Annotated in this window: 23 protein-coding genes and 2 tRNA genes; 12 read left to right on the top strand and 13 right to left on the bottom strand. The window is 68.5% G+C overall.

All coding sequences use genetic code 11. The annotated features are described in order from the left end of the window. Positions 1-2 precede the first annotated feature (2 nt). From G495_RS17880 to argB, 4 genes are all read left to right on the top strand, one after another. Positions 3-569, top strand: a complete 567-nt coding sequence (locus tag G495_RS17880) for a macro domain-containing protein (RefSeq protein ID WP_035251141.1) — start codon at positions 3-5, stop codon at positions 567-569. Positions 570-611: 42 nt separating this feature from the next. After that, on the top strand, positions 612-1151 hold the full coding sequence (gene hslV / locus G495_RS21635) for an ATP-dependent protease subunit HslV (protein ID WP_028587037.1): 540 nt from the start codon (positions 612-614) through the stop codon (positions 1149-1151). A 59-nt stretch (positions 1152-1210) separates the two neighbouring features. Further along, complete coding sequence (gene hslU / locus G495_RS0105870) at positions 1211-2581, top strand: ATP-dependent protease ATPase subunit HslU (RefSeq protein WP_028587038.1); 1371 nt, start codon at positions 1211-1213, stop codon at positions 2579-2581. A gap of 68 nt (positions 2582-2649) precedes the next feature. Next, positions 2650-3543, top strand: a complete 894-nt coding sequence (argB, locus tag G495_RS0105875; protein ID WP_245588379.1) for an acetylglutamate kinase — start codon at positions 2650-2652, stop codon at positions 3541-3543. A 256-nt stretch (positions 3544-3799) separates the two neighbouring features. Here argB and rho read toward each other — a convergent pair whose 3' ends face one another. From rho to G495_RS0105915, 8 genes are all read right to left on the bottom strand, one after another. After that, entirely contained in the window at positions 3800-5047 is a 1248-nt protein-coding gene (rho, locus tag G495_RS0105880) for a transcription termination factor Rho (protein WP_028587040.1), read from the bottom strand. A 377-nt stretch (positions 5048-5424) separates the two neighbouring features. Beyond that, complete coding sequence (locus tag G495_RS0105885; RefSeq protein WP_028587041.1) at positions 5425-5946, bottom strand: CarD family transcriptional regulator; 522 nt, start codon at positions 5944-5946, stop codon at positions 5425-5427. A gap of 65 nt (positions 5947-6011) precedes the next feature. Beyond that, positions 6012-6638 carry an aminoacyl-tRNA hydrolase gene (pth, locus tag G495_RS0105890; RefSeq protein ID WP_028587042.1) on the bottom strand — a complete coding sequence of 209 codons (627 nt, stop codon included), beginning with the start codon at positions 6636-6638 and terminating at the stop codon, positions 6012-6014. A gap of 171 nt (positions 6639-6809) precedes the next feature. Further along, positions 6810-7406: a 50S ribosomal protein L25 gene (locus tag G495_RS0105895; protein WP_028587043.1), complete on the bottom strand. Its 597-nt coding sequence runs from the start codon at positions 7404-7406 to the stop codon at positions 6810-6812. A gap of 70 nt (positions 7407-7476) precedes the next feature. Beyond that, on the bottom strand, positions 7477-8418 hold the full coding sequence (locus G495_RS0105900) for a ribose-phosphate diphosphokinase (protein WP_028587044.1): 942 nt from the start codon (positions 8416-8418) through the stop codon (positions 7477-7479). Between the two features lie 24 nt (positions 8419-8442). Beyond that, a tRNA-Gln gene (locus tag G495_RS0105905) sits at positions 8443-8518 on the bottom strand. A 3-nt stretch (positions 8519-8521) separates the two neighbouring features. Next, a complete protein-coding gene (locus tag G495_RS0105910) occupies positions 8522-9394 on the bottom strand; it encodes a 4-(cytidine 5'-diphospho)-2-C-methyl-D-erythritol kinase (protein WP_028587045.1) in 873 nt (290 codons plus the stop codon). A 105-nt stretch (positions 9395-9499) separates the two neighbouring features. Beyond that, positions 9500-10939, bottom strand: coding sequence for a Do family serine endopeptidase (locus G495_RS0105915; protein ID WP_028587046.1), 1440 nt, complete (start codon positions 10937-10939; stop codon positions 9500-9502). Between the two features lie 255 nt (positions 10940-11194). Between G495_RS0105915 and G495_RS0105920 the strand changes: the two genes are divergently transcribed. Further along, positions 11195-11271 (top strand) — tRNA-Arg (locus tag G495_RS0105920). 233 nt (positions 11272-11504) lie between these two features. On the opposite strand, the gene G495_RS20255 is transcribed toward G495_RS0105920, so the two are convergent. Both G495_RS20255 and G495_RS0105930 read right to left on the bottom strand, forming a co-directional pair. Next, complete coding sequence (locus G495_RS20255; protein WP_051445114.1) at positions 11505-12908, bottom strand: ATP-binding protein; 1404 nt, start codon at positions 12906-12908, stop codon at positions 11505-11507. Further along, complete coding sequence (locus G495_RS0105930; protein ID WP_028587047.1) at positions 12905-13630, bottom strand: response regulator transcription factor; 726 nt, start codon at positions 13628-13630, stop codon at positions 12905-12907. The genes G495_RS20255 and G495_RS0105930 overlap by 4 nt, the downstream gene beginning before the upstream one ends. 361 nt (positions 13631-13991) lie before the next feature. Between G495_RS0105930 and G495_RS0105935 the strand changes: the two genes are divergently transcribed. From G495_RS0105935 to fliD, 7 genes are all read left to right on the top strand, one after another. After that, a complete protein-coding gene (locus G495_RS0105935; protein WP_028587048.1) occupies positions 13992-14552 on the top strand; it encodes an RNA polymerase sigma factor in 561 nt (186 codons plus the stop codon). 22 nt (positions 14553-14574) lie between these two features. Beyond that, entirely contained in the window at positions 14575-14889 is a 315-nt protein-coding gene (locus tag G495_RS0105940) for a zf-HC2 domain-containing protein (protein ID WP_028587049.1), read from the top strand. A 184-nt stretch (positions 14890-15073) separates the two neighbouring features. Further along, positions 15074-15784 (top strand): flagellar hook assembly protein FlgD, encoded by a 711-nt coding sequence (locus G495_RS17890; protein ID WP_035251144.1) that lies wholly within the window; start codon positions 15074-15076, stop codon positions 15782-15784. Positions 15785-15816: 32 nt separating this feature from the next. Then, on the top strand, positions 15817-17394 hold the full coding sequence (locus G495_RS0105950; protein WP_028587050.1) for a flagellar hook protein FlgE: 1578 nt from the start codon (positions 15817-15819) through the stop codon (positions 17392-17394). A 69-nt stretch (positions 17395-17463) separates the two neighbouring features. Then, entirely contained in the window at positions 17464-19557 is a 2094-nt protein-coding gene (flgK, locus tag G495_RS0105955; RefSeq protein ID WP_028587051.1) for a flagellar hook-associated protein FlgK, read from the top strand. Between the two features lie 11 nt (positions 19558-19568). After that, the gene (gene flgL, locus G495_RS0105960) at positions 19569-21053 is read left to right on the top strand and encodes a flagellar hook-associated protein FlgL (RefSeq protein ID WP_028587052.1); all 1485 of its coding nucleotides are present in this window, start codon (positions 19569-19571) and stop codon (positions 21051-21053) included. Between the two features lie 47 nt (positions 21054-21100). Further along, positions 21101-22810 carry a flagellar filament capping protein FliD gene (gene fliD / locus G495_RS0105965; RefSeq protein ID WP_028587053.1) on the top strand — a complete coding sequence of 570 codons (1710 nt, stop codon included), beginning with the start codon at positions 21101-21103 and terminating at the stop codon, positions 22808-22810. A 192-nt stretch (positions 22811-23002) separates the two neighbouring features. On the opposite strand, the gene G495_RS0105970 is transcribed toward fliD, so the two are convergent. From G495_RS0105970 to G495_RS0105980, 3 genes are all read right to left on the bottom strand, one after another. After that, positions 23003-23395, bottom strand: coding sequence for a hypothetical protein (locus G495_RS0105970; RefSeq protein WP_028587054.1), 393 nt, complete (start codon positions 23393-23395; stop codon positions 23003-23005). A 75-nt stretch (positions 23396-23470) separates the two neighbouring features. Then, the gene (locus G495_RS0105975; protein ID WP_028587055.1) at positions 23471-24370 is read right to left on the bottom strand and encodes a flagellin N-terminal helical domain-containing protein; all 900 of its coding nucleotides are present in this window, start codon (positions 24368-24370) and stop codon (positions 23471-23473) included. A 422-nt stretch (positions 24371-24792) separates the two neighbouring features. Then, positions 24793-25689, bottom strand: coding sequence for a flagellin N-terminal helical domain-containing protein (locus G495_RS0105980; protein ID WP_028587056.1), 897 nt, complete (start codon positions 25687-25689; stop codon positions 24793-24795). Between the last annotated feature and the right edge of the window lie 666 nt (positions 25690-26355).

Consider the following 26355-nt stretch of genomic DNA (forward strand, 5'->3'; position numbering starts at 1 on the left):
CCATGGACACCGTGCTGACCGCGTGCGTTGGCCCCGGGGAGCTGGCCGTGTGCGTGGGCGATCTGGCGGCCTCGCCAGCCGGGGCCGTGGTCAACGCCGCCAATGCGCAGCTGGCTGGCGGCGGCGGGGTGGACGGCGCCTTGCACCGCGCCGCCGGGCCCGGGCTGCTGCTGGCCGGGCGGGCCTGGGTCGCGGCCAACGGCCCGCTGCCCACGGGCGAGGCCATGGTCACCCCGGGGTTCGGGCTGCCTGCCGCGCGGGTCATCCACACCGTGGGGCCCGTGTGGCGCGGCGGCGGCCACGGCGAGGACGGCCTGCTGGCCCGGGCCTACCGCAACTGCCTGCTCGCGGCCCGGGCCTATGGCGTGGGCTGGGTGGATTTTCCCGCCGTGTCCTGCGGGGTGTACGGCTTTCCGGTGCCGCGCGCGGCGGCCATCGCCGTGGCCGAGCTGGAGCGCGGGCTGCGCGGGGGGCTGGTCAAGCGGGCGCGCATGGTTATATTCTCCCCCGGCGCCGCCGGGGCGTGGGCCCTGGCCGCCCGCGAGCACCTCGCCGGCCCCGGGCGCTAGGGCGCACCGGGCCGTTTTTCCCCAACCCCCACGAGGAGTTCCATGGAACTGCGCGGAACCACCATCCTGGCCGTGAAGGACGACCACGGCGTGGCCATGGCCGGCGACGGCCAGGTCACCTTCGGCCAGAACATCGCCCTCAAGCACACGGCGCGCAAGGTGCGCCGCCTGTACAAGGACCGCATCCTGGCCGGGTTCGCCGGGGCCACCGCCGACGCCTTCACCCTCTTCGAGCGCTTCGAGGCCAAGCTGGAGCAGTTCGGCGGCAATATCACCCGCGCCAGCGTGGAGCTGGCCAAGGAGTGGCGCATGGACAAGTACCTGCGCCGCCTGGAGGCCATGCTCGTGGTGGCCGACGCGCAGACCGTGCTGATCCTCTCGGGCACGGGCGACGTCATCGAGCCCGACGACGGGCTGGTGGGCATCGGCTCGGGCGGGCCCTTCGCTCTGGCTGCGGCCCGTGCCCTGCGCCGCGAGACGGCCCTGTCCGCCGAGGAGGTGGCCCGCAAGGCCATGGCCATCGCCGCCGAGATGTGCGTCTACACCAACGAGCACGTCACCCTGGAAAAAATCGAGAAATAAGCAGGCCGCCCGGTGCGGCCCGCCCCAGGGCCGCCGCGCCGCGCCGCCGGGAGCCCCCCGTGCAGCAGTTCACGCCCCGCGAGATCGTCTCCGAACTGGACAAGTTCATCATCGGCCAGCAGGACGCCAAGCGCATGGTGGCCATCGCCATGCGCAACCGCTGGCGCCGCCAGCAGGTGCCGCCCGAGCTGCGCGACGAGATCGCGCCCAAGAACATCATCATGATCGGCCCCACCGGCGTGGGCAAGACCGAGATCGCCCGCCGCCTGGCCAGGCTTTCGGGTTCGCCGTTCTTCAAGGTCGAGGCCTCCAAGTTCACCGAGGTCGGCTACGTGGGCCGCGACGTGGAATCCATGATCCGCGACCTGATGGAGATCGGCGTGGGCATGGTCCGCGCCGAGGAGACCGAGCGCGTCCATGTGCAGGCCCGCAGGAACGCCGAGGAGCGCCTGCTCGACCTGCTCTACCCGCGCAAGGCGCCCGAGCCGGGCCTGGGCTTCATGGCCGGGGCGGGCGGGGCCGCGCCCCAGGAGAGCGCCCCCGACGCCACCCGCGAGAAGCTGCGCAAGCTCTGGCGCGAGGGCGCGCTCAACGAGCGCCAGGTGGAGATGGAAGTCACCGTGCAGGGCGGCGGGCCCGTGGGCATCATGGCCATGCCCGGCATGGAGGACATGGAGATGCAGGTGCGCGACATGATGGGCCGCCTGTTCCCCGGGCAGAAGAAGACGCGCCGGGTGTCCGTGCCCGAGGCCTACGACCTGCTCGTGGAGCAGGAGGCCGCCAAGCTGGTGGACATGGACAAGGTCACCGAGGCCGCGCGCGAGCGGGTGGAGCAGAGCGGCATCGTGTTCCTGGACGAGATCGACAAGATCTGCACCGGCACGGCCAGCCAGGGCAAGGGCGGGGCCGAGGTTTCGCGCGAGGGCGTGCAGCGCGACCTCTTGCCCATCGTCGAGGGCAGCGTGGTCAACACCAAGTACGGCATGGTGCGCACCGACCACATCCTGTTCATCGCCGCCGGAGCCTTCCATCTGACCAAGCCGTCGGACCTGATCCCCGAGCTCCAGGGGCGCTTCCCGCTGCGCGTGGAGCTTTCGCCGCTGGACAAGGCGCAGTTTTTGCGCATCCTCACCGAGCCGCACAACGCGCTGACCGTGCAGTACACGGCGCTTCTGGCCACCGAGGGCGTGACCCTACGCTTCACCCCCGACGCCCTGGACGAGGTGGCCGGGTTCGCCCAGCAGGTCAACGAGGAGACAGAGAACATCGGCGCCCGGCGGCTGTACACCATCATGGAGAAGGTGCTCTCGGACCTGTCCTTCGAGGCGCCGGACAAGGGCGGGGCCACGGTGGTGGTGGACCGTGACTACGTGCGCGCCCACCTGGCGGACGTGACGGCCAACCGCGATTTGTCGCGCTATATTCTTTAACGTTGGACGGCCCGGGAAGGGAATTTTTGCAACAGACAACCAACCCGGCAGCGCCAAGGGAGCCCGCCGTGAAAGATCTGAGACGCGAAAGCAAGGTCGCCAAGCTGCTTCTGGAGTCTTTGCCGTACCTGCGCGAGTTCTACGGGGAGACCATCGTCATCAAGTACGGCGGCCACGCCATGAAGGACGAGGAGCTGAAGAACGCCTTCGCCAAGTGCGTGATCCTGTTGCGCTACATCGGCGTGAACCCGGTCATCGTCCACGGCGGCGGGCCGCAGATCGGGCAGATGCTGGAAAAGCTGGGCATCCGCTGCACCTTCCGCGAGGGCTTGCGCGTCACCGACGAGGCGACCATGGACGTGGTGGAAATGGTCCTGGCGGGCACGGTGAACAAGCAGATCGTGAACCTGGTCAACCAGAACGGCGGGCGGGCCGTGGGCCTGTCCGGCAAGGACGGGCGGACCATCCGCTGCCGCAGGCTGGAGATCGCCGTGACCCCCGAGGACCCGGCCATGGCCCCGGAGATCATCGACATCGGGCAGGTGGGCGAGGTGGTGGAGATCAACCCGGCGCTGATCCGCACCCTGGAGCGCGAGGGCTTCATCCCGGTCATCGCGCCCGTGGGCGTGGACGACGAGGGGCGCACCTACAACATCAACGCCGACTCCGTGGCCGCCGCCGTGGCCGGGGCCCTGGGCGCGCGCAGGCTGATCCTGCTCACCGACGTGGCCGGGGTGCTGGACAAATCCGGCGAGCTGATCTCGACCATGAGCGCCCGCGAGGCCGTGCGGGCCATCGAGGACGGCACGGCCCAGGGCGGCATGATCCCCAAGCTCAAATGCTGCCTGGAGGCCGTGGACGCGGGCGTGGAAAAGGCCCAGATCATCGACGGGCGCATCGAGAACTCGCTGATCCTGGAGCTGTTCACCCGCGAAGGCATCGGCACCCAGATCGTGCGCTAGGCGTTGGCGCGCCGCCTGGGCCGCGAAAGGAGGCCGCCGCCCGGAAGGGCGGCGGCTTTTTCGCGGGCTGCGGGCCGCAGGGGCCGGGCGCGCGGCGCGGTGTGGCGCGCGGGCCCCGGCGCTGGCGGCGGCGCCGGACACGAAAAAGCCGACCCCGGGGGGTCGGCTTTTCGCCCTTGCGGCGCGGGCCGGGGCGCCCGCAAGCGCATCCGGACCGGCCAGCGCGCCCGGGCTGCCGGGCGCGCCGCGCTGCGCGCTACTTGTTCATCATGTCCAGGAAAATCTTGTTGTTCTTGGTGCCCTTCATCTTGGAGAGCAGAAAGTCCATGCTGTCGATGGTGTTCATGGGCGAGAGCAGCTTGCGCAGGATCCAGACGCGGTTCAGCACATCGGGTTCCAGGAGCAGCTCTTCCTTGCGGGTGCCCGAGCGGTTGATGTCGATGGCCGGGAAGACGCGCTTCTCGGACAGGTGGCGGTCGAGCTGGATCTCGCTGTTGCCCGTGCCCTTGAACTCCTCGAAGATGACCTCGTCCATGCGCGAGCCGGTGTCCACCAGGGCGGTGGCGATGATGGACAGGCTGCCGCCTTCCTCGATGTTGCGCGCGGCGCCGAAGAAGCGCTTGGGGCGCTGCAGGGCGTTGGCGTCCAGGCCGCCGGAGAGCACGCGGCCCGACGAGGGCGTCACGGCGTTGTAGGCGCGGCCCAGGCGGGTGATGGAGTCGAGCAGGATGACCACGTCCTTCTTGCGCTCCACCAGGCGCTTGGCCTTCTCGGAGACCATCTCGGCCACCTGCACGTGGCGCGCGGGCGGCTCGTCGAAGGTGGAGGAGACCACCTCGGCCTTGACCGTGCGCTCCATGTCGGTGACTTCCTCGGGCCGCTCGTCGATGAGCAGCACGATGAGGTAGGCGTCGGGATGGTTGGCGTTGATGGAGTTGGCGATGTTTTGCAGGAGCATGGTCTTGCCGGTGCGGGGCGGGGCGACGATCAGGCAGCGTTGGCCTTTGCCGATGGGCACCAGCAGGTCGATGATGCGCGAGGAGTAGTTCTGTTCGCCGTTTTCCAGGCGGAAGCGTTCGTTGGGGTAGATGGGGGTCAGGTTGTCGAAGAGGACCAGGCGCTTGGTGGCTTCGGGCTTTTCCATGCCGATTTCGCTGACGCGTAGCAGGGCGAAGTAGCGTTCGCCTTCCTTGGGCGGGCGGATCTGGCCGGTGATCATGTCGCCCTTGCGCAGCCCGAAGCGGCGGATCTGCGAGGGCGAGACGTAGATGTCGTCGGGCCCGGGCATGTAGCTGTACATGGGGGAGCGCAGGAAGCCGAACCCGTCGGGCAGGATTTCCAGGACCCCTTCGCCGTAGATATTGCCGTTTTGCGAGGCGCAGGCCTTGAGGATGGCGAAGATCAGTTCCTGCTTGCGCAGGCTGCTGGGGTTCTCGATCTTGAATTCCTGGGCCAGCTCCATCAGCTCGGCCATGGACTTCATTTTGAGTTCGGCTTGATTCATGTGTCTCTCCGCAGAAGCGCTGTTCCTGGTCCTGTGCCTGGACATTTGAGGATTGCTTGGATGCGGCCCGGCTCCGGCAGGGCGCACGCCCGGCCCCGGGCCGTCGCCCGGGAGGGTGAGCTGGGATGCAAAAAGAAAGAGCCTTGGATTGGTTGCGGGTACTGGGCACCGCAGGCGTGTTGCCCGCCAGGGATGCAACACGAGCGTACTACGACCGTGGCCGTTCTATCGACTTCGCTGCAATGGGCGAATATGCGGACTTAGGGGTGTTGTCGAAGCGGGTTGCTGTTTTGGAACGGACCCGCAAGAAACCATGCAAACGGTTGCCGACTACTACCGCAGGAAAAAGGCGTTTGCAAGGGCTTTCTAGGGGCCTTCTACTGTTCTTCCCTGGTCCGGATCACGTCGGCGAAAATCGCCTCGACGTCGGCGCGCACGGTATCCTGGTCGCGGCCCAGGGCATGGGCCAGCTCCAGGGTCATCAGCCCCATGGCCTGCTCAAGCAGGCGATGTTCGCCGAAGGACAGTTCCTTGTCCTTGCCGATGAGCAGCAGTTCCTTGAGCACGTAGGCCACGTCGGCCAGGTCCTGGCTCTTGAGTTTTTCGGAATATTCGCGGTAGCGGCGGTTCCAGTTCTGCCCGGAGTAGCCGGTGAAGTCCGCCCGGTCCTGGAGGGTCTTGATGATGGACTGGGCCTTCTTGCGCGAGCACACGGGCCGCAGCCCGACGTTCAGGGCGTTGAGCACCGGAACCATCAGCGTCACGTTGTTGGACAGGATGCGGACGATGTAGAACTCGGCGCTGACTCCGCCGATTTCCTGGATTTCTATGCGTTCGACCTTGCCCACGCCCTGGGCGGGGTAGACTACGAGGTCGCCTATTGCAAAATGGGTCGGCACACTACCACACACCTTGAGAAATTGCACACACAGAGGAACAGCATAGCCCAGGTCCAAGAATTAGTCTAGGTTTCATCGGCCTTTTCACCGGGGCGGGCGTCGAAGGCGTTCAGGTACTGCACGGCAGGGGTGAAGCCCCGGCGCAGATACAGGGTCAGGCCCTTGACCGCCGCCCGGGCCACCTGGGCCACCAGCTCCAGCTCGTCGCGCTCGAAGGGGTCGAGCACGTAGTCGCGCGCGCCGCCCCGGCCCTCGGGCCGCCCGATGCCCAGGCGCAGGCGCAGGAAATCCGGCGTGCCCAGATGCTCGGCGATGGATTTGATGCCGTTGTGGCCCGCGTCGCTGCCGCCCTTCTTGAACTTCATGCGCCCCAGGGGCAGGTCCAGGTCGTCGTGGACCACGATGACCTCGCCGGGGGCCAGGGCGAAGCGCGCGGCCAGCTTGCCCACGGCCAGGCCCGAGAGGTTCATGTAGGTCTGCGGCTTGGCCAGCAGCAGGGGGGCGGCGCTTCGCACCAGGCGGCATTCGCGGGTCACGCAGTCGCCGCGCAGTTGCACGGCGGGGCAGCGGGCCTCGCCCCCGGCCTCGTCCACCAGGGCGTCGATGGCCAGGAATCCGAAATTGTGGCGGGTCAGCTCGTACTCGGGCCCGGGGTTGCCCAGCCCGGCGACGAGGGCGCTGTAGTGTGTCATGCGGGTTCGGGTGTCCGGGGTCGGGGTGCAGGAGCGGGCCGCCGGAGGGCGCCCGGGTGAGCCTACCTGAAGTGGGGCCCGTGGCGCAAGGCGCCGCAGGCGGCAGCGCACAAAGGCCCCGGGGAACGCTCCCCGGGGCCCGGTGTGCAGTCTGCGTGGGAGCCGGGGGCGCTACTCGGCGGCTTCGCCGGCGCCCTCGCCCTCTTCGGCTTCGGCGGTCGGGGCCACCAGGCCCACCACGGCGAAGTTCTCGTCGTACAGCGCCTGGACGCCCTGGGGCATGGCGATGTCCGTGATGTGGATGCTGTCGCCCACGTCCAGGTCCGACACGTCCAGGGTGATCTTGTCCGGGATGTCGGTGGGCAGGCATTCGACGTCCAGGCCGTCGCGGAACACGGCCAGCTTGCCGCCCATCACCGCGCCCTTGGGCTTGCCCACGGTCTCGATGGGCACGCGCACGCGCACGGCCTTCTTCAGGTCAACGCCGAAGAAGTCCACGTGGGTGATCTCGGTCTTGAAGGGGTGGCGCACCAGCTCCTTGATCAGGGCCGGGCGGGTCTCGCCGCCCTCGATGTTCAGGTACACGAGCTGGGAGCTGCCGGCCTTGGCGTAGGCCTTGTTCAGCGGCAGGGGCTCCACCTGGATGAGCACGTTCTCGCCCTTGGCGTAGTAGACGCCGGGAACGAGGCCCTTGCGGTGCAGTTCGCGCATGGCGCCCTTGCCGGTCACTTCGCGCTTCTGGACGGTGAGGGTGATCTGGTCGGACATGGTCGGGTTTCTCCTTGGGCCCCGTTCTTGCCCGGGCGCCGATGCGGCCCGAGGGACGGTGCAGGTGTGTTTAAACGAAAAGTACGCTCACGGAGGATTCCGTGTGGATGTTGTGGATGGCCTTGCCCAGCAGGCTGGCCAGGGAAAGCACCTGCAGCTTGGGGCATTTCTCGGCCTTGTTGCCCACCGGGATGGAGTTGGTGACGATGACCTGGGAGTAGTGGGACTTCTGCAGCCGCTCGGTGGCCGGGCCGGAGAGCACGGCGTGGGTGGCGCAGGCCATCACGTCCTTGGCGCCGCTCTCCATGAGCACGTCGGCGGCGGCGGTGATGGTCCCGGCGGTGTCGATCATGTCATCCAGCACGATGGCAGCCTTGCCCTTCACGTCGCCGATGACGTTCATGGCCCGGGCCTGGTTGGGCGCGTCGCGGCGCTTGTCGATGATGGCCAGGCTGGCGCCCAGGCGCTTGGCATAGGCGCGGGCGCGCTCCACGCCGCCCGCGTCGGGCGAGACCATGACGATGTCGTCGTTGGTCTTGCGCAGGTGCTCGAGCAGCACGGGGGCGGCGTAGATGTTGTCCACCGGCAGGTTGAAGAAGCCCTGGATCTGGCCCGCGTGCAGGTCCACCGTCACCAGGCGGTCGATGCCCGCCACGGTGAGGAAGTCGGCCACGAGCTTGGCGCTGATGGGCGCGCGCGGGGCGACCTTGCGGTCCTGCCGGGCGTAGCCGTAGTAGGGCACCACGGCGGTGACGCGGCCCACGCTGGCGCGCTTGAGGGCGTCGAGCAGGATGCACAGCTCCATGAGGTGGAAGTTCACCGGCGCGCAGGTGGGCTGGACCACGAACACGTCCGCCCCGCGGACGTTGGAGCCGATCTCCACGCGGATCTCGCCGTCACTGAACGTGTCGGTGAGGCATTGGGTCAGCTCGCAGCCCAGGTGGTTGCAGATTTCCTTGGCCAACCCGGGGTTGGCGGAGCCGGTCATGATCTTCAGTTCGCCGATGGCCATTGGCACTTCCTCGAAAAGATGACGTGGCTGGGGCGGTAGGACTCGAACCCACGGATGACGGGACCAAAACCCGTTGCCTTACCAACTTGGCGACACCCCAGCGCTAGAAACAATGCACGAACGCGCGAACCGAGGCCTCCCGGAACCCGCGTGCGCAGTTTTCCGCCTGGAGGGCGTCGCGGAACAGTCCGAGCACACTGGCCCCGCTTCCGCTCATCACCGCCCCGCATGCGCCGTCGAGGAGCAGTTTTTCCTTGTATCGCCGCAGGTTGGGGTGGGCGGGAAAAACGACTTCCTCGAAGCTGTTGTACAGCGGGGGCAAAGAGCAAGGGGAGCTTTTAAACCGCTCCTTGGTCCATGTCAAGGAACAGTGGGGGTCGGCGCCGCCGGGGTGGGCGGCGTCCCACGCGGCGTAGGCCCACGCGGTGCCCACCTGCTCGGGCGGGCACAACACTACCAGGGCCAGCCCGGCCAGGGCAAGCTCCACGGGGGCCAGGGCGTCGCCGATGCCCTCGGCCCAGGCCGGGCCCCGGCCCAGGAAGAAGGGCACGTCCGCGCCGATGGACGCCCCCAGGCGCGCCAGGGCCGCCGGGGCCAGCGCCCGCGCCCCGGCCCGGGCGTTGAGCTCGCGCAGCACCAGGGCCGCGTCGGCGCTGCCGCCGCCCAGGCCCGCACCCGTGGGCACGCCCTTGTCCAGGCGCACGGCCAGGGCCGGGGCCAGGCCCGTGGCGGCGCAAAAGGCCCGCCAGGCCCGGGCCACGGTGTTGGCCTTGCCCTCCAGGGCCGGGTCGCTGCATGTCAGGGCAAAGGGCCCGCCCTGGGGCCCGAAGGTCAGGGTCAGGGTGTCGGTGGGCGCGGCCAGGGGCACGAACAGCGATTCCAGGCTGTGGTAGCCGTTGTCCAGCCGCCCGGTCAGGCGCAGGTGCAGGTTGACCTTGCAGCCTGCGGCCAGGGTCACGGTGTCGGGGGCGCTCATGGGCGGCAGGGTGGCCGAAAACGGCCCCCGAGGCAAGGGCGGGGGCGAAAAAAACGGGGGGCCTGTGGGCCCCCCGTGGTGTCTGCGGCGGGTGCTGCGCCGGGCCTACTGCCCGGGTAGGGTGATGGTGCGGAACACCGTGCGGCCCTGGCGCTGGATGAGCAGCAGCAGGGCACCCTTGTCGCTGGCGTCGCCCGTGTGGATCTTCTCCAGGTCGGCCACGGAGGCCACGTCCTTCTGGTTGGCCTGCAGGATCACGTCGCCGGGGCGGACTTCGCTTTCCTGGGCCGGGGAGCCGTTGTCCACCTCCAGCACCAGCAGGCCCTTGCCCGGGGTCACGCCCAGGGCCTCGGCCTCCTGGGCGGTCACGGCGCGCACGGTCATGCCCAGCAGGGCCTTGGAGCCCTTGGGGGCGCCGGGGGCGTCGCCGCCCTGGCGGGCCTGGAGCTGCTCGCTGCGCTCACCCAGGGTGACCTTGACGCTGCGCTGCTTGCCGTCGCGCCACAGGCCCAGGGTGATGGTCCGCCCCGGGGGCAGGGAGGCCACGGCGCGCACCAGGTCGCCAGCCTCGGCGATGTCGGTGTTGTCCACCTTGAGGATCACGTCGCCGGGCTTGATGCCGGCCTTGGCGGCGGGCTGGTCGGCGATGACCTCGTTGACCAGCGCCCCGCGCGCGGGGGCCAGGCCCAGGGCCTTGGCGGTCTGCTCGTCCACGGGCTGGTAGGTGATGCCCAGCCAGCCGCGGTGCACGGCCTGCTCGGTCTTGAGCTGGTCGATGATCCGCCGGGCCATGTTGCTGGGGATGGCGAAGCCGATGCCCTGGCCCGAGGCGATGATGGCGGTGTTGATGCCCACGACCTCGCCGTCCATGTTGAGCAGCGGGCCGCCGGAGTTGCCGGGGTTGATGGAGGCGTCGGTCTGGATGAAGTCATCGAAGGCGCCGGAGCCGATGATGCGGCCCTTGGCGCTGATGATGCCCGCCGTGACCGAGTGGTCCAGCCCGAAGGGGTTGCCGATGGCGATGACCCACTGGCCGACCTCGGCCTTGTCGGAGTCGCCGAAGGGCAGGGTGGGCAGGGTGCCGTTGGGCGGGGCGATCTTGAGCAGGGCGAGGTCCGTTTCGGGGTCGCGCCCGACGATCTCGGCCTCGATGAAATCCTTGCTGCCGCGCAGCTTGATCTGCACCTGGTCGGCGTTCTGGATCACATGGTTGTTGGTGACGATGTAGCCGTCCTTGGAGATGATGAACCCCGAGCCCAGGGAGCGCTCCTTGCGGGGCTGCTGGTTGGGGTTCTGGTTGAAGAACTGCTCGAACTGGTTGAAGAAATCGTCGAAGGGCGTCCCGCGCTGGTGGAACTTGAAGAACTCGCGCATCTGCTGGGACTGGGCCACGGTCTTCACCGTGCTGATGTTGACCACGGCGTCGCCGGTGCGCCGGGCGAGGTCGGTGAACTCGGGCAGACCCGCAGCGGCCAGGGCGGGGATGGTCCAGGCCAGGGTGAGCAGGGCCGTCAGCAGGGCGGCCTGTGCCTTCTTGTGCAGCATCCGTATCCTCCATGGGGCGGCGCAGGTTTGGGCTGTGCGCCGCCATGGCCAGAACTATAATGCATCCTGGCCGGGTGTAAACCGCTTGTGCCAATATTGGCACAGCTTTTCGCGCCCCCGACACCGCGCCCCTGCGCCCCTGGCGCCGGGCAGGCGGGGAGCGGCGGCGGGCGGCGGCGGCGGGGGAATAACGGTTGCATTTTCGCCCGGCCTTGGCTAGGAATATTGCCCCTCCGGCCCGCAGGGCCGGCCCGTGCGCTCGTAGCTCAGTCGGATAGAGCGATAGCCTCCTAAGCTGTAGGCCGCAGGTTCGATTCCTGCCGGGCGCACCAAATTATCAGCATATGCTGCTGGAATCATTAAGGAACACTTCCTGCGCGGAATGCCCCGGGGAGGGTTCCTTGCGTGGGGGGAGTCCCACGTTCAGGCCTCGTGTGCTTCCTTGGGCTCCAGGAGGTCCACGGCGGCCCTGATGGACGCATCGTCACCCTGCACGCCACAACGCGGCAAGGCTTTGGCCTTGCCGCGTTGTGGCGTTTCATGGCCGCGCGCCCCTGCGCGCCGCCTACCCCGCCAGGGGCAGGGTGATGTCCACGCGCAGGCCGCCGTGGACGGTGTTGCTGGCGGTGATGGTGCCGCCGTGGAGCAGCACGGCGCGCTGGGCGATGGCCAGGCCGATGCCCGAGCCGCCGGATTTGTGCCCGCGGGTGTCGTCCACGCGGTAGAAGGGCAAAAAGAGTTTGTCCAGGGCTTCGTCGGGCACGCCGGGGCCCATGTCGAGGACGGTGACCCGCGCCTGGGGCCCCAGTTCGCCCGGCTCCACGCTCTGGGTGACCTGCACGGTCTTCCCGGCGGGGGTGAAGCGGATGGCGTTGCGGATCACGTTCTCCATGGCCCGGCGCACCAGCTCGGGCACGGCGTCGATCATGGCCGGGGCGCCGGTGTTCACCTGCACGGACACGCCCTTGTACTGCGACTCCAGGTCCGTGTCGCGGACCACGCTCATGAGCAGTGCGCCCAGGTTGACGCGGGTGGTGTCGCGGCATTCCTGCATGTGGTCCAGGCGGGTGTAGGTCAGCATCTGGCCGATGAGCTCGTCCAGGCGGGCGGCGTCGAGCTCGATGCGATCCAGCTCGGCCCGGGCCGTGTGCCCCGCGCGCTTGCGCGCCAGCTCCAGGGCCACGTTGAGGCGCGTCAGCGGCGAGCGCAGCTCGTGGGAGATGTCGCGCAGCAGCCGCCGCTGCGAGAGCACCAGATGCTCCACGCGCTCGGCCATGCGGTCGAAATCCTCGGACAGGGCGTTGATCTCCTCGTAGCCCCGGTCGCTGCTGGTGCCGATGCGGTGGGTCAGGTCGCCCCCGGCCACGCGGCGCGTGGCCTCGCGCAGGCGGCGCACCGGGCCGCTCAGGTGCCGGGCCAGCAGCAGCGCCAGCACCCCGCCCGCCACGAGCATGGGCACCAGCCGCTTCCAGAACATCCACGAGCCCAGCAGGCTGGGCGGCGGGGGCAGGCGCGGGAACTCCAGGGCCAGGTAGAGCGGGCTGCCGTCGGCCAGGGTCCGCGAGGCCAGGAAGAACGGCGGCAGGGAGCCTTCGGCGTGGTCTCCCGGGCTGGGCGGGGCGGCCAGGGCGGCCCGCATGGCATCGAAAAACTCCTCGCCGATCTCCGGGTGCGGCCCGAAGCCGGTCAGCTCGCGGCCCTGGGCGTCGAACAGGCGCAGGGAAAAGCGCAGGCCCGGGGCGATGTCCACGCAGCGGCGCAGGCCCGCCTCGCCCTCGTGGATGTAGGCGTCCAGCAGCAGCTGGCCTTGCAGGGCGAACATCCCCCGCGCCTCGGGATGGTCGGGAACCCGGATGTGGCGCGTGTCCAGCAGGTCCATGAGCAGCACGTTGCCCAGGGTGCCCGCGGCCAGGGCCAGGCAGAACCACAGGAATATCTTGCCGAAGAGCGAGTTGGAGAGCCGCCTCACGCGGGGAGCCCCTGGCCGTTGTCGGCGTGCTCGGGGCGGCAGAAGATGTAGCCCTCGCCGCGCACGGCCTTGATCACCGGGTGGGCCCCGGCCTCGGAGAGCTTGCGGCGCAGGTTGGAGACATGCACGGCCAGGCTGCGGTCCTCGGGCGCCGCCTCGCGGCCCAGGGCCACGCGGCACAGCTCCTCGCGCGGGACCACGCGCCCGGCCCCGGCCAGCAGGGCGTGCAGGATGGAGAACTCGGCGTCGGTCAGGTGGACCTGGGCGCCGCGCACGCGCAGGGCGCGGCTGTCGGGCACCAGGGTCACGTCGCCCAGGGTCAGGGGCGCGGCCTGGGCCGGGGCCGGGGCGTCGGCCCGGGCCCGGCGCAGCACCGCACGCATGCGCGCCACCAGCTCGCGCGGCAAAAAGGGCTTGGCCAGGTAGTCGTCGGCGCCGATCTCCAGGCCCACGATGCGGTCCACGTCGTCGCCGCGCGCGGTGAGCATGATCACCGGCAGGGGCGAGGCCTCGCGGATGCGGTGCAGCACCTCGAAGCCGTTGGCCCCGGGCAGCATCACGTCGAGAATCGCCAGGGCGTAGCGGCCCGACAGGGCCTCGGTGAGCCCCGTGGCCCCGTCGTGCACGGCGCGGACCACGAACCCCTCCGGCCCCAGGTATTCCGCCAGAAGTCCGCACAGTTCCTCGTCGTCGTCCACCACGAGAATCAGCTTGTCGTCCATGCCGTCTGGTTCCTCCGGTCTGATTCCTAGCCCATGTCGGGGAGTTTGGGAACACGACGGGGCTTTGCTGCGCGTAAAGAAATATTAAGGAACATTTTGCCTCTTTATAAAAGATAACGTGCGCTGACATTGCGAAGGTATTCTTGACCGTGCTGAACGGTAATGAGCCGACTGCGCATTGTTTCGGTTAAGGTGTCTGAATAGATTCCAGTCATAAAAAAATTCCAGGCGCCATGGATGAACGCACGGATGCCGCTCGTATAACGAATCACAATGCGAGCGGGCCGGGCGAAAGCCAGCCTGGAAGGCGAGTTCGGATCTTGAGGGGAGTCAAACCGAATGCAGCTCGACTGGAGTCACGATGCGCGGTTCATGCAGCACTTTCGTCGATGTGGATTCCTGCATCTGCGGAAACAACCAGACCTGGAGAGATTTTGTTGAGAAGTATGCCGGGGTCGTCCATGCGGCAGTGCGCAAGGTGATCCAGGCCAAGGTGTTCAGGGCGAGCCAGGATGACATCCAGGAGGTGGCGCAGAACGTCTTCGTGCGGCTGGTGAAGAAGGACTTCAACCTGCTGCGGCGCTACGACCCCACGCGCTGCTCCATGGCGACCTACCTGACCATCATCGCCAGGAGCACGGCGCTGGACTACCTGCGCTACGGGTTCTTCAACTCCATCCCGCTGGACGATTTCGACCGCGACGCGCGGGTGGAGGCCTTCGAGCCCGACGACTCGCTGGACCTGCCCGAGGGCGTGCTCACCGAGCGGCAGACGACCATCCTGCGCCTGCTCTTTTACAAGGACTACGACGTGTCCATGGCGGCGGAGGCCCTGGGCGTGAAGGCCCAGACGGTACGATCCATCAAGCACCAGGCCCTGGCCAGGCTGCGCGAGCATTACGAGCAGGCCCGGGCCTCGTAGGGACCAGGTTGGGGAGACGACAATGGCCGGACAAGTAATCTGGGGAGATTTCGAAAGCGCCCTGGGGCGGAGGGAAACCGCGCTGCTGAACAAGAGCGGGGAGGCCTTCGGGGAGCGGTGTCCGGGAACGCTTGAACTGGGCGGCTACCTGGACGGCACCGTGCGCGGCGCCGCCAAGGACGCCGTGGAGGAGCATCTGGTGGAGTGCCCGCTGTGCCGCCGGCTGGTGGTGGAACTCTACCTGCTGCTCAAGGACCGCCGCCAGCCGCCGCCCGAGGGGCTCAAGAATTTCGCCAGGGGCCTGGTGCCTGGCGGAGCGGACCTCGCCGGGGTGTAGGGAGACGCCCCGCAGCGGCCAGCGAACGCACGCAACAGCCTTGAACGCCGGGCGGAGGGCCACCTCCGCCCCGGCCCGAACCTTCCGACCGGCACGGCCTGCTCGCAACAACCGTCCGCCGGAACCAGGCGGCCCATGGGGGGCCACCGTCCGGCAGACCATCCCGCAAGGGAGGCCAGCCGCCATGTACGTTGACGTCACCTCGTATCTGAACTCGACCTACGACTCCACGCTCACCGACACCACGGCGTCCAGCGAGCTGGGCAAGGACGCCTTCCTCGAACTGCTCATCGCCCAGCTCCAGTGGCAGGACCCGCTGGACCCCCTGGACGACACGGAGATGGTCGCCCAGCTTGCGCAGTTCTCCAGCCTGGAGTCGCTCCAGGAGATGAACACCCAGCTCGATTCGCTGACCGAGCTGCTCACCAGCCAGATTTCCCTGAGCGCCGCGAGCTACATCGGCAAGGAGGTCGAGGCTGCGGGCTCGTCCATGAGCAAAAGCGGCGATTCCATCAGCACCGTGACCTACACCCTGGGCGCCGACTCGGCCAGCACCTACGCCTACGTCTTCGACACGACGGGCAACATCGTTGCCAGCGTGGACCTCGGCGCCCAGACCAGCGGCGACCACACCTTCGTCTGGGACGGCAAGGACTCCGACGGCGACGAGGCCGCCGACGGCCAGTACGCCATCGCCTTCCTGGCCGAAACCGAGGACGGCGAGAGCTTCTATGCCAGCGCCCAGGTCTCGGGCCTGGTCACCTCGGTCTACCAGGAGAACGGCACGGTCATGCTCGGCCTGTCCGACGGGCGCACCGTGGCCCTGTCCAACGTGACCAAGGTCGTGGATTCGAGCCTCGTGGCCTCGTTGTCCGACGACGGCGACGACGAATAACGCACCAGCCGCCACCAGCAAGGAGCACTTCCATGAGCGTCATGAGCACCATGTACACCGGCATCGCCGGCATGCTCACTTCGAGCACGGGCATGTCCGTGGTCAGCAACAACCTGGCCAACACCAGCACCGTGGGCTTCAAGGGGTCCAAGATCACCTTCGAGGACACCTTCTACCAGGCCATCAACTCCGCCCAGGGCGTGAGCCAGGTGGGCACGGGCGTCACCGTGTCGGCCATCTACGGCGACTTCTCCCAGGGCGCCTACGAGACCACCACCAGCGCCACGGATTTGGCCATCAACGGCAACGGCTATTTCCAGCTCATCAACCCGGTCAACGGCGCGGTGTACTACACCCGCGCGGGCGACTTCACCTTCGACAGCAGCGGCTACCTGGTGGACGCCCACGGCTACAACGTCCAGGGCTGGGTGGTGGACGACGAGGGCAACCCCGTTGGCGCCACCACGAACGTCCGGATCGACAGCTCCCAGTCGCCGCCCAGCGCCACCAGCAGCGTGAGCATGCTCTTTAACCTCGACTCCACCGCCGAAGACTGCTGCGTGGACACCGACAACCCGTTCTTCGCCATGTTCTCGGCCTGGAACGGCACGCAGGACACCCCCCTGGGCTCCGCGCTGTATTCCTACCAGAACTCCATCACCGTCTACGACGAGAACGGCGCCTCGCACACCCTGACCATCTACTTCGACAAGGTCGGCGACGACACCTACACCGACGGCACGGCTGGCACCAGCGTGTGGGAATTCATCGTCACCTGCGACCCCTCCGAGGACGGGCGGACCATCGACGGCACGGCCCTGTCCACGACCTCGGCGGCGGGCCTGCTGATGACGGGCACCATGACCTTCAGCTCCTCGGGCGAGATGAAGGGCATGACCGCCTACACCCTGGCCAGCGGCGCCTCGGGCAACATGAGCAACCTGGCCAACTGGACCCCGGCGGACTTCTCCGACGACGGCTTCCCCGTTTTCACCGCCAACTTCACGGGCGCGGAGAACGCCAGCGCCACCGGCGAGGCCAACGCCCAGCCCATCGAGCTGAACCTGGGCATGGGTACCAAGAACATCACCGGCACGGGCTGGAGCGCGACCATGGCCGCCACGGCGGCAGCCGTGGGCACCAGCTACGCCAACGTGGGCAACTACCTGGAGCCCGACCTGCAAACCTCGTCCACCACCAGCTACGACTCGTCCACCACCACGCGCACCCAGGCCCAGGACGGCTACACCTCGGGCTACCTGCTGGAGATCAGCGTGGACACCAACGGCGTCATCACCGGGCGCTACTCCAACGGGCAGATCGAGGACCTGTGGGTCGTGGCCCTGTGCAGCTTCGCCAACCAGGACGGCTTGCAGCGCCAGGGCGGCAACCTCTTCTCCCAGACCCGCGACTCCGGCGAGGCCATCATGGGCACCCCCGGCACGTCCAGCCTGGGCACCATCAGCTCCAACACCCTGGAACAGTCCAACGTGGATATGGCCACCCAGATGGTCCAGATGATTACCCTGCAGCGCGTCTACGACGGCAGCAGCAAAATCATCACCACGGCCAACGAGATGCTCCAGACGGTGATCGGGCTCAAGCGCTAGCAACACCCCGCGCGCCCGCCCCCCGCCGCGCGCGGCGGGGGCGCGGGCCCCGGGCCGGAGGGCACGACCATGGCCGACAGCCTGCTGACCATCGGCGGCAACACGCTCAGCGTGGCCCAGTACGCCCTGAGCGTCTATTCCAACAACGTCGCCAACGCGAGCACCGAGGGCTACCGCCGCCAGACGGTGAGCCTTGCCGATACCCAGTACCTGACCACCAGCGGCGGGCTGGTGGGCACCGGGGTCAGCGTCGCGGAGCTGCAACGCTGCTTCGACACCTATGTGGAGCGCCAGTTCCTGGCCCAGAGCGCCAGCGCCGCGCGCTGGGAAACGGCTTCGAGCTGGCTGACCAGCATCGAGAACGTCTTCAACCAGTCCTCGGAGTCGGGGCTGGACGCGGCCCTGACCAACTGGTTCTCCGCCTGGGAAACCGTGACCCAGTATCCGTCCGACCTGGCCGTGCGCGAGGCGCTCAACGCCGCCACCAGTACCCTGACCACCGTGCTCTGCGACATGAGCGGCGACCTGGCCCGCCAGGAGGAGCTCATCAACGAGGCCATCGAACAGGGCGTGGACGAGGCCAACGCCCTGATCACGCGCCTGGGCGAGGTCAACAAGAGCCTCATCGCCAGCCCCGGCGACAACGGCCTGCTCAACGAGCGCGACGCGCTGGTGCGCAGCCTCGCCGAGCTGGTGGACGTGAACGTCGTCTACAAGGGCAACGGGCAGGTCACGGTGTTCCTGGGCTCGGGGCAGACCCTGGTGGACGGCGCGTCCACCTTCGAGCTGCGCTACGAGGGACCCAAGGCGTGGTCGTCGCTGACCGCGGCCTCGACCTTCGACGGCGCCGTGTATTTCGACGGCTCCTCGTCCAACGAGATCACCTTGCAGGTGGTCAGCGCGGGCAGCGCCGACGGCGGCGCGGGTGCGGCCACCTATCGCGTGTCCTACGACGGCGGCAAGACCTGGCTCACCGACGCGAGCGGCAACGTGCAGCTGTTCACCGCCGACGACGCCAGCGGCGCCGTGACCGTGGACGGCGTGCAGATCTGGTTCGGCGCCACGGGCGACTCCGGCGCGGCGGCCTCGGGGGCCCTGGCCAAGGGCGACACCTTCACCGTCATGGCCAAGAGCGGGGTCTACTGGTACGAGAACACCTCGTCCTTCATGAACGTGACCAGCGTGTCCAGCGCGGGCACGGACAACACCTCGCGCCTGACCGGCGGCAGCCTGGCCGGGCTGCTGACCACGCGCGACCAGTCCCTGGGCACCTGGCAGAGCGAGCTGGACGCCCTGGCCGCCTCGATCATCTGGGAGACCAACTTCGCCCACAGCCAGGGCGCGGGGCTGACGAACTTCACTTCCGTCACCGGCACCTACGCCGCCACGGATTCCTCCGCAGTCCTGGCCGACAGCGGCCTGGCCTTCGCGGGCCGGGTCCAGTCCGGCGCGCTGTCCATCGCCCTGTACGACGCCGCCAGCGGTGAGGCCCTGGGCGTGACGGACCTGGACTTCTCCTCCATCGTGCCTCCGGGTGTGGCCGTGTTCGACCCGGCGGTGCACTCCCTGGACGACGTGGCCGCCGCCGTCAACGCCAGCTTCCCGGGCCAGCTCACGGCCACGGTGACCAACGGCGTACTGAGCCTTTCCGCCGCCGACGGCGTGGAGTTCCAGTTCGCCGGGGATTCCAGCGGGCTTCTGGCCGCCCTGGGCATCAATACCTACTTCACGGGCTCCGACGCCTCGAACATCGCCCTGAACCCGCTGGTCTCCGACCCCTCGCGGGTCAACGCCACGACGGTGGACGCCACGGGCGACGCCAACGCGGGCGGCAACGCCACGGCCACGGCCATCGCGGCCCTGGCCGACAAGAGCGTGACCGTGACCACCAGCGCGGGCGCCTCGCGCACCTCCTCGCTTCAGGACTATTTCGGCACCCTGGTCTCCAAGGCCGGCTCCGGAGCCTCTACGGCGAAGTTCAACACCACCTACTACACCGCCCTGGCCGATGCCCTCTACGACCAGCAGGAGTCCATCGGCGGCGTAAACCTCGACGAGGAGCTGATCCGCATCGAGCAGTTCCAGCGCATGTACCAGGTGGCATCGACCATGATCCAGACATCCATGGAAATGTTCGAAACGCTCATCGCGTTGAAGTCCTAGGAGGATTGCCCGTGCGTATCACCAACAGCATGGTCTACACGTCGGTCATCCGCAACACCAACGCCGCCCTGGCGCGCTACTATGCCCTGAACGAGCAGAACGCCTCGGAGAAGCGCATCAACCGCCCCAGCGACGACCCGGCGGGCACCGCCACGGTGCTTTCACTGCGCAATCATCTGGCCGTCCTGGAGCAGTACCAGAAGAACATCGACATGGCCTCGGCGGCCCTGGCCGCCGCAGACGACGCCCTGGGCACCGTCAGCGAGCTGATCACCAGCGCCAAGGAGTTGGCCGAGCAGGGCGCCACGGGCACCCTTTCCGCCTCCCAGCGCGAGATACTCGCCGAGGAGGTCCGCCAGCTCATGGAGCAGATGCTGACCCAGGCCAACACCGAGTATCTGGGCGACAGCATCTTCGCGGGCCAGCGCACCGACGGTTCGGCGTATGTGCTGACCCTGGCGGCGGACGTAGCGGGGCCGACCCTGGCCGGGGCCGACGTGCTGGCGGTTTCCGGCGACGCCACGCACACGGTGCAGGTGGAATTCCTGGATTCGGGCACCGTGGGCGGCGCGGCAGACCTTGGATACCGCTGGTCCGCTGACGGCGGCACCACCTGGACCACCGCCACCCTGGCCGCCGGGGACACGACCCTGACCCTGGGCTCCTGTTCCGTGACCCTGGCCTCGGGCGCCGCCGTCAGCGGCGAGGCCGACGCCGCCGGGCAGAGCACGCTCACCGTGCGCCCCGCCGCCCTGTACCAGGGCGACGCCAAGGACGGCGCCGTGGTGCGCCATGCGGGCAGCTCTCCGGTGAATGCCACGGCCAGCGGCGTCTTCGCCTCCAAGGTCGTGGTGCGCATCGACGCCGACGCGGACCTGGGCTCAGCCATCGCCTATTCCTACAGCACCGACGGCGGCGCCTCGTGGGTCACGGGCAACTCGGCCACCGGGGGCGTGCTCACCGTGCCCGGCGGCACCCTGACCCTGACCGCTGGCGGCGGCACCGACCTCTACGCGGGCGACCAGTTCACCCTGGTGCCCGAAGAGGCGGACATTGCCGTGGCCGTGTCCGACGGCACTTCGGTGGTCGTCAACAACGTGGGCAAGGACATCTTCGGCGGGCTCTACCAGGCCGTGGGCAGCACCCAGGCCAGCGCCGTGTCCGGCGGCAACCTCTTCGAGACCATGGGCAGGCTCGTGGCCGCCCTGGAGACCAACGACATGGATGCCGTGGCCCAGTGCCTGGTGGATCTGGACACAGCCCAGGAGACGGTTTTGCGCGGCGCGGCAAGCGTTGGCGCCCGCGAGTCCCGCCTGGCGAGCATCGAGGCCGCTTTAGTCCTGCGCAAGGAGTCCGATACCCAGCTCATGAGCGCCATCGAGGACGCCGACCTGGTGACGCTGATGACCAAGCTCCAGGCGGCCCAGACTGCCTATACCTCGGTGGTGGAAACCTCCGCCGAGATCATGACCCTGTCCATGGTGGACCTGCTCTAGGCCCACCCGGTCCATCGGGCCGCCCGGGCGGCCCAGCGGAGGCGACAATGGCCGAATACTCCTCGGGAGCCATCTATTTCACGGGCCTTGGCAACGGCACGGACTTCGATTCCATCATCGAAGCGACCATGACCGCCGAGAGCTTCCGGCTGACGCAGCTCGAGAGCTGGCGCGACACCTGGGCCGAGAAGGTCGAGGTGCTCCAGGAACTGAACACGGAGCTGCTTGCCCTGCGCACGGCCCTCAAGGCCATGGACACCAAGGCCGAGTTCGTGACCATGGACGTGTCGGTCTCCGACTCCAGCGCGCTGACGGTGACGGCCACGGGCGACGCCGACGTGGCCAACCACACCGTGGTCGTCGGGCAGTTGGCCTGCAACGACATCTGGGTCAACTCAGCCACCGGCGAGGCGTCCTCTTCGGACTCCATCACCGACACCGACGCGACCATGACCTATTCCTACGGCGGGCAGGAGTACACCATCGACGTGCCCGCGGGCACCACCCTGTCCGGGCTGGTGAACATCATCAACAACAACACCCTGTCCAACTCCGGGGTGCGCGCGGCGGTGCTCAACGACGGCAGCGCCTACCATCTGCAACTCTACGGCATGGACCAGGGCGCGGACAACGCCGTGGCCATCACCGACTGCTCCATCGAGGGCTACGCCCCCGAGGACTTCGAGAACACCCAGGTCGCCAAGAACGCCTGGCTCAAGGTGGACGGCTACCCCTCGGGCGAGGACCAGTGGATCGAGCGCGCCACCAACACCGTGACCGACCTGCTGGACGGGCTGACGCTCAACCTGCGCGGGGTGTCCAGCTCCGGCGGGGTCAGCGTGTCCGTGGCCGTGGACACCGACGCCATGTACGAGACCATCGTCTCGTTCATGGACTCGCTCAACACCATCTACGCGCTCATCGACGAACTCACCGCCGTGAGCGACGAAGGCGAAAGCGTGGAAGGCTCGATCATGACCGGCAACTACGGCGTGGACATGATCAAGCAGAACCTCAAGAGCATCACGGCCTCCAGGGCCCTGGGCTTCAGCTACTACGACGAGGCCACCGGCAGCGGCGATCTGTTCACCAGCCTGGCGCAGATCGGCATCGTCACCGACACCGACGAGAGTTCCGAGACCTTCGGCATGCTCGTCCTGGACACCGACCCCGGGGCGGGCCTGACCCTGATCCAGGCCCTGGCCGAGGACCCCCTGGCCGTGGCCGACCTGTTCGTGGCCGACAACGAGGGCGTGTCCATGTCTTCGGACTTCGGGCATGTGTCCAATATCTCGGGCATCACCGAGCCCGGGGACCACGAGGTGGCCTACGAGATTTCGGGCGGGGCCATCATCGCGGCGACCATCAACGGCGAGGCCGCGACGGTCAGCGGCAATAGCATTACCGGCGCCGCGGGCACCGCCGCCGCAGGCATGGTCCTGCAGGTCCACACCATGGATGACGGCAGCTATACGGGCACGGTGCGCATCAAGCAGGGTACCATTGCCGAGATGGTGGCCTCCCTGGCCAACATCACCGATTCCGAAAGCGGCATCCTGAACATCATCGCCGACAACTACCAGACCATCGTTGACAACACCGAAAAGCGTATTGCCGAGGAGGAGGCCCGCCTGGAACTCAAGGAGCGCACCCTGCGCACCATGTATGCCAAGCTGGAGGCGACCCTGTCGTCCTACGAGAGTCTGGACACCTCCCTGGATTCGCTCATCGACCAGTTGCCGAGCACCAGCAGTTGAGCCGCCCCGGGGCGGAGTCTGCGCCAGACAGTTGATCGGCCCCGGCGCGCGCCGGGGTTGCGCCACAATTCCCTCCTGCGCGCCGGGGCCGATCTTCCCTGTGCTCCCTGTGGAAGGGAGCCGGGAGCACGACCGCCCGGCGGGTTTGCCCGCCGGGCGGTTTCGTGTGGCGTGCGGAGGGGGGTGGGGCCGTCAGGAGCGCGGCCCCGGGGTTGCGCCCCGGGCGGCGCCGGACGGCCCGGCGCCCTCGCGCACGTCGAGCACCCGGCCCGTGTCGGCCTCGGGCACAGGGTCCGGCGCGGGCAGGGCCAGGGGCGGCAGGGCTCGGACGTGCGCCACGCGCGGCCCGCCCAGGCCCAGCAGGCGCAGCACGGCGCGCAGGGCCAGGGTCAACCGCAGGGGCGGCAGCCCTGGGGGCGGCCCCGGGGGCAGCCCCGGGGGCGGGCAGGGCGGCAGGGCGGTGGAGGGGGCGCGGCGCAATGCGGCGCGGCGCAGGGCCTGGCGCAGGGCCGCCAGGCGGACGAGGCGTTCGTCCGCCCCGGCGCGGACCATGCGCAGCAGGCGGGGGAAATCGAAGGTCGGCATGGCGCAGGCAGGGCGCGGGCCCGCGCCGCCGCCGGGCGTCCGGGGCTCCGGCGGCGGCGGCGGCGCGCGGGCGGGTTAGCCGCCCAGCAACTGCAGGGCCAGCTGCGGCAGGCTGTTGGCCTGGGCCAGCATGGCCGTGGCCGACTGGGTGATGATCTGCTGGCGCGTGAACTCGGTCATCTCCGTGGCCACGTCCACGTCGGAGATGCGCGATTCGGCGGCCTGGAGGTTTTCGGCCTGGATTTCCAGGTTGGAGATGGTGTTGGACAGCCGGTTCTGCATGGCGCCCAGGTGGGCGCGGATGTTGTCCTTGGAGATGATGGCTTCGTTGATGGCGTCCAGGGTCAGCTGGGCGGACTCCTGGGTGGAGATGGTGTACCCGGCGCTGGCGGGGTCGGCGGAGTTGCCCAGGCCGAAGGCCGAGGCCGTGCACTCGCCGATGCGCACATAGTAGTAGTCCTCGCTGGAATCGTTGCCCGTGCCGAAGTGGATCTTCAGCGGGCCCACGGAGGACAGCCCCGAGCCGTCGTGGTTGGCCTCCATGCCCGAGAGGGTGCCGTCCAGCAGCTGGATGCCGTTGAAGTCCGTGGCCATGGCGATGCGCGTGATTTCCGAGGCCATGGCCTGGTATTCGGAGTCGATGATCAGGCGTTGGTCGGAATTGTAGGTGCCCGTGGCCGCCTGTTCGGCCAGCTCCTTCATGCGGATCAGCTTCTCGTCGATGACCTGCAGTGCGCCGTCGGCGGTCTGGATCATGGAGATGGCGTCGTTGGCGTTGCGCACGCCCTGGTTCAGGGTCGAGATGTCCGCGCGCATCAGCTCGCGGATGGCCAGACCTGCGGCGTCGTCTGCGGCGGTGCCGATGCGCAGGCCCGAGGACAGGCGGCGGGTGGACGTACTGAGCTTGCCGTAGGCCTGGTCGAGGTTTCTGGCCGCGTTCATGGCCATGAGGTTATGGTTGATGACGAGCGACATGGTGCAACCTCCTTGTTGTGCGCGCCCGCCGGAGGGCGGGAGCGTGCGCCGTGGTGTCGTGTCCTTGGGTCGGGCCGGGCCACGGCCCGGGCGCGCCGGAAAGTCCGGCGTCTGTTTGGTGATACGGGCGGCGCGGGGCGGTTCATCCATGGGCCGGGAAAATTTCCTGCCCGCAAGAGGAGCGCCCCCCGCTCGTCAGGCTGAGCAGGGGGCGCGGCTGAAGGTGTGCATGTGCGGTTCGGTTGCGGGCGGCGGCGAGGGCGAATCGCCGCCGTCCTGCATGGATATACGCGCCGGGGGGCGCCCGGCATCCATGCGGCGCGGAAAAAAATCCGCCCCGCCCCCGGGCGGGGGGCGGGGCGGTCCTGGCCGGAAGGCCGGAGCCGGGAGCCCGGATCACGCGGTGGCCGCTCCCGGCAGGGCTACCCCAGCAACTGCAGGGCCAGCTGCGACATGCTGTTGGCCTGGGCCAGCATGGCCGTGGCCGACTGGGTGATGATCTGCTGGCGCGTGAACTCGGTCATCTCCGTGGCCACGTCCACGTCGGAGATGCGCGACTCGGCCGCCTGGAGGTTTTCGGCCTGGATGGACAGGTTGGAGACGGTGTTCTCCAGGCGGTTCTGGACGGCGCCCAGGTTGGCGCGGATGTTGTCCTTGGAAACGATGGCCTCGTTGATGGCGTCCAGGGCCTTCTGCGCGCCCTCCTGGGTGGAGATGCTGTAGCCGTCGCTGGTGGGGTCCGCAGCGTTGCCCACGCCCAGGGCCGAGGCCGTGGCCGAGTTGATCTGCACGTAGTAGTAGTCCTCGGCGCTGTCGTTGGAGGTGCCGAAGTGGACCTTGAGCGGGCCGGAGGACACCAGACCCGAGCCGTCGAAGCTGCTGGCGGAGCCGGAGAGGTTGCCGTTGAGCAGGTAGATGCCGTTGAAGTCCGTGGCGTTGGCGATACGGGTGATTTCCGAGGCCATAGCCTGGTACTCGGAGTCGATGATCAGGCGCTGGTCGGAGTTGTAGGTACCCGTGGCCGCCTGCTCGGCCAGCTCCTTCATGCGGATCAGCTTTTCGTCGATGACGCCCAGGGCGCCGTCGGCGGTCTGGATCAGCGAGATGGCGTCGTTGGCGTTGCGCACGCCCTGGTTCAGCGACGCGATGTCCGAGCGCATCAACTCGCGGATGGCCAGGCCGGCGGCGTCGTCGGCGGCCTCGCCGATGCGCAGACCCGAAGACAGCTTGCGGGTGGAGACGGAAAGGGCCGAATAGGCCGTGCCGAGGTTGCGGGCCGCCGTCATGGCGTTCAGGTTGTGGTTGATGACCAGTGACATACTCTCTTCCCTCCATTGAATGATTGAAGTGCGTCCATGCCTTGTGCCGTCCAGGCGCCGGGGGGAGAGCTGCGCGGGTTTCCCCCGAGGCCTGTGCCAGACCATTCGTCGTGATTGCCAAAGGCTTGAACCGGGGCCTTGAGGGGCCTTGGGGCGGGAATGTGTGTTTTGTTTGCAATCGTCTGGAATGATTGATTGAAAATCTTGATTTTCCCCTGACGGGGGGCGGCGTTGCCCGGCCGGAGCATCCATGGCCGCATGGCCGGAACGGGCCGCAGGGGGGCGAAGCGGGGCAGGGCCAGGGCGGGAGCCGGGCGGCGGAGCAAGGGCGCCCTGCGGGGCGCAGGGCGGACGCAGGGCCAGGGCGGGAGCGTGAGCCAGGCGGGAGCCGGGCGGAGGCGCAAGGGCGCCCGGCGGGGGCGCAGGCCGGGGCGCAGGCCCCGGCGGGGGTGGCGCCGGACGTGCGCGCGTCCGGGTTCAGGGCGCGGGATATTTCTTGGGGTATCTTAACTTGCCCCGGGGCGGCGGGGATGATTCAAGGGAGGTGCGGGCGGCGCGTGGCGCATCACGTTGCACTCCTGATGGCACGGCCCGGTCGCCGCGCGCCGCCCGCCTCCTGCCGCCCCGCCTCCGGGAGCATGGCCCTGCCCGAAACCTCCCCCTCAA

The sequence above is a fragment of the Desulfocurvus vexinensis DSM 17965 genome (assembly GCF_000519125.1).
In the GTDB taxonomy this organism is placed as follows: domain Bacteria; phylum Desulfobacterota; class Desulfovibrionia; order Desulfovibrionales; family Desulfovibrionaceae; genus Desulfocurvus; species Desulfocurvus vexinensis.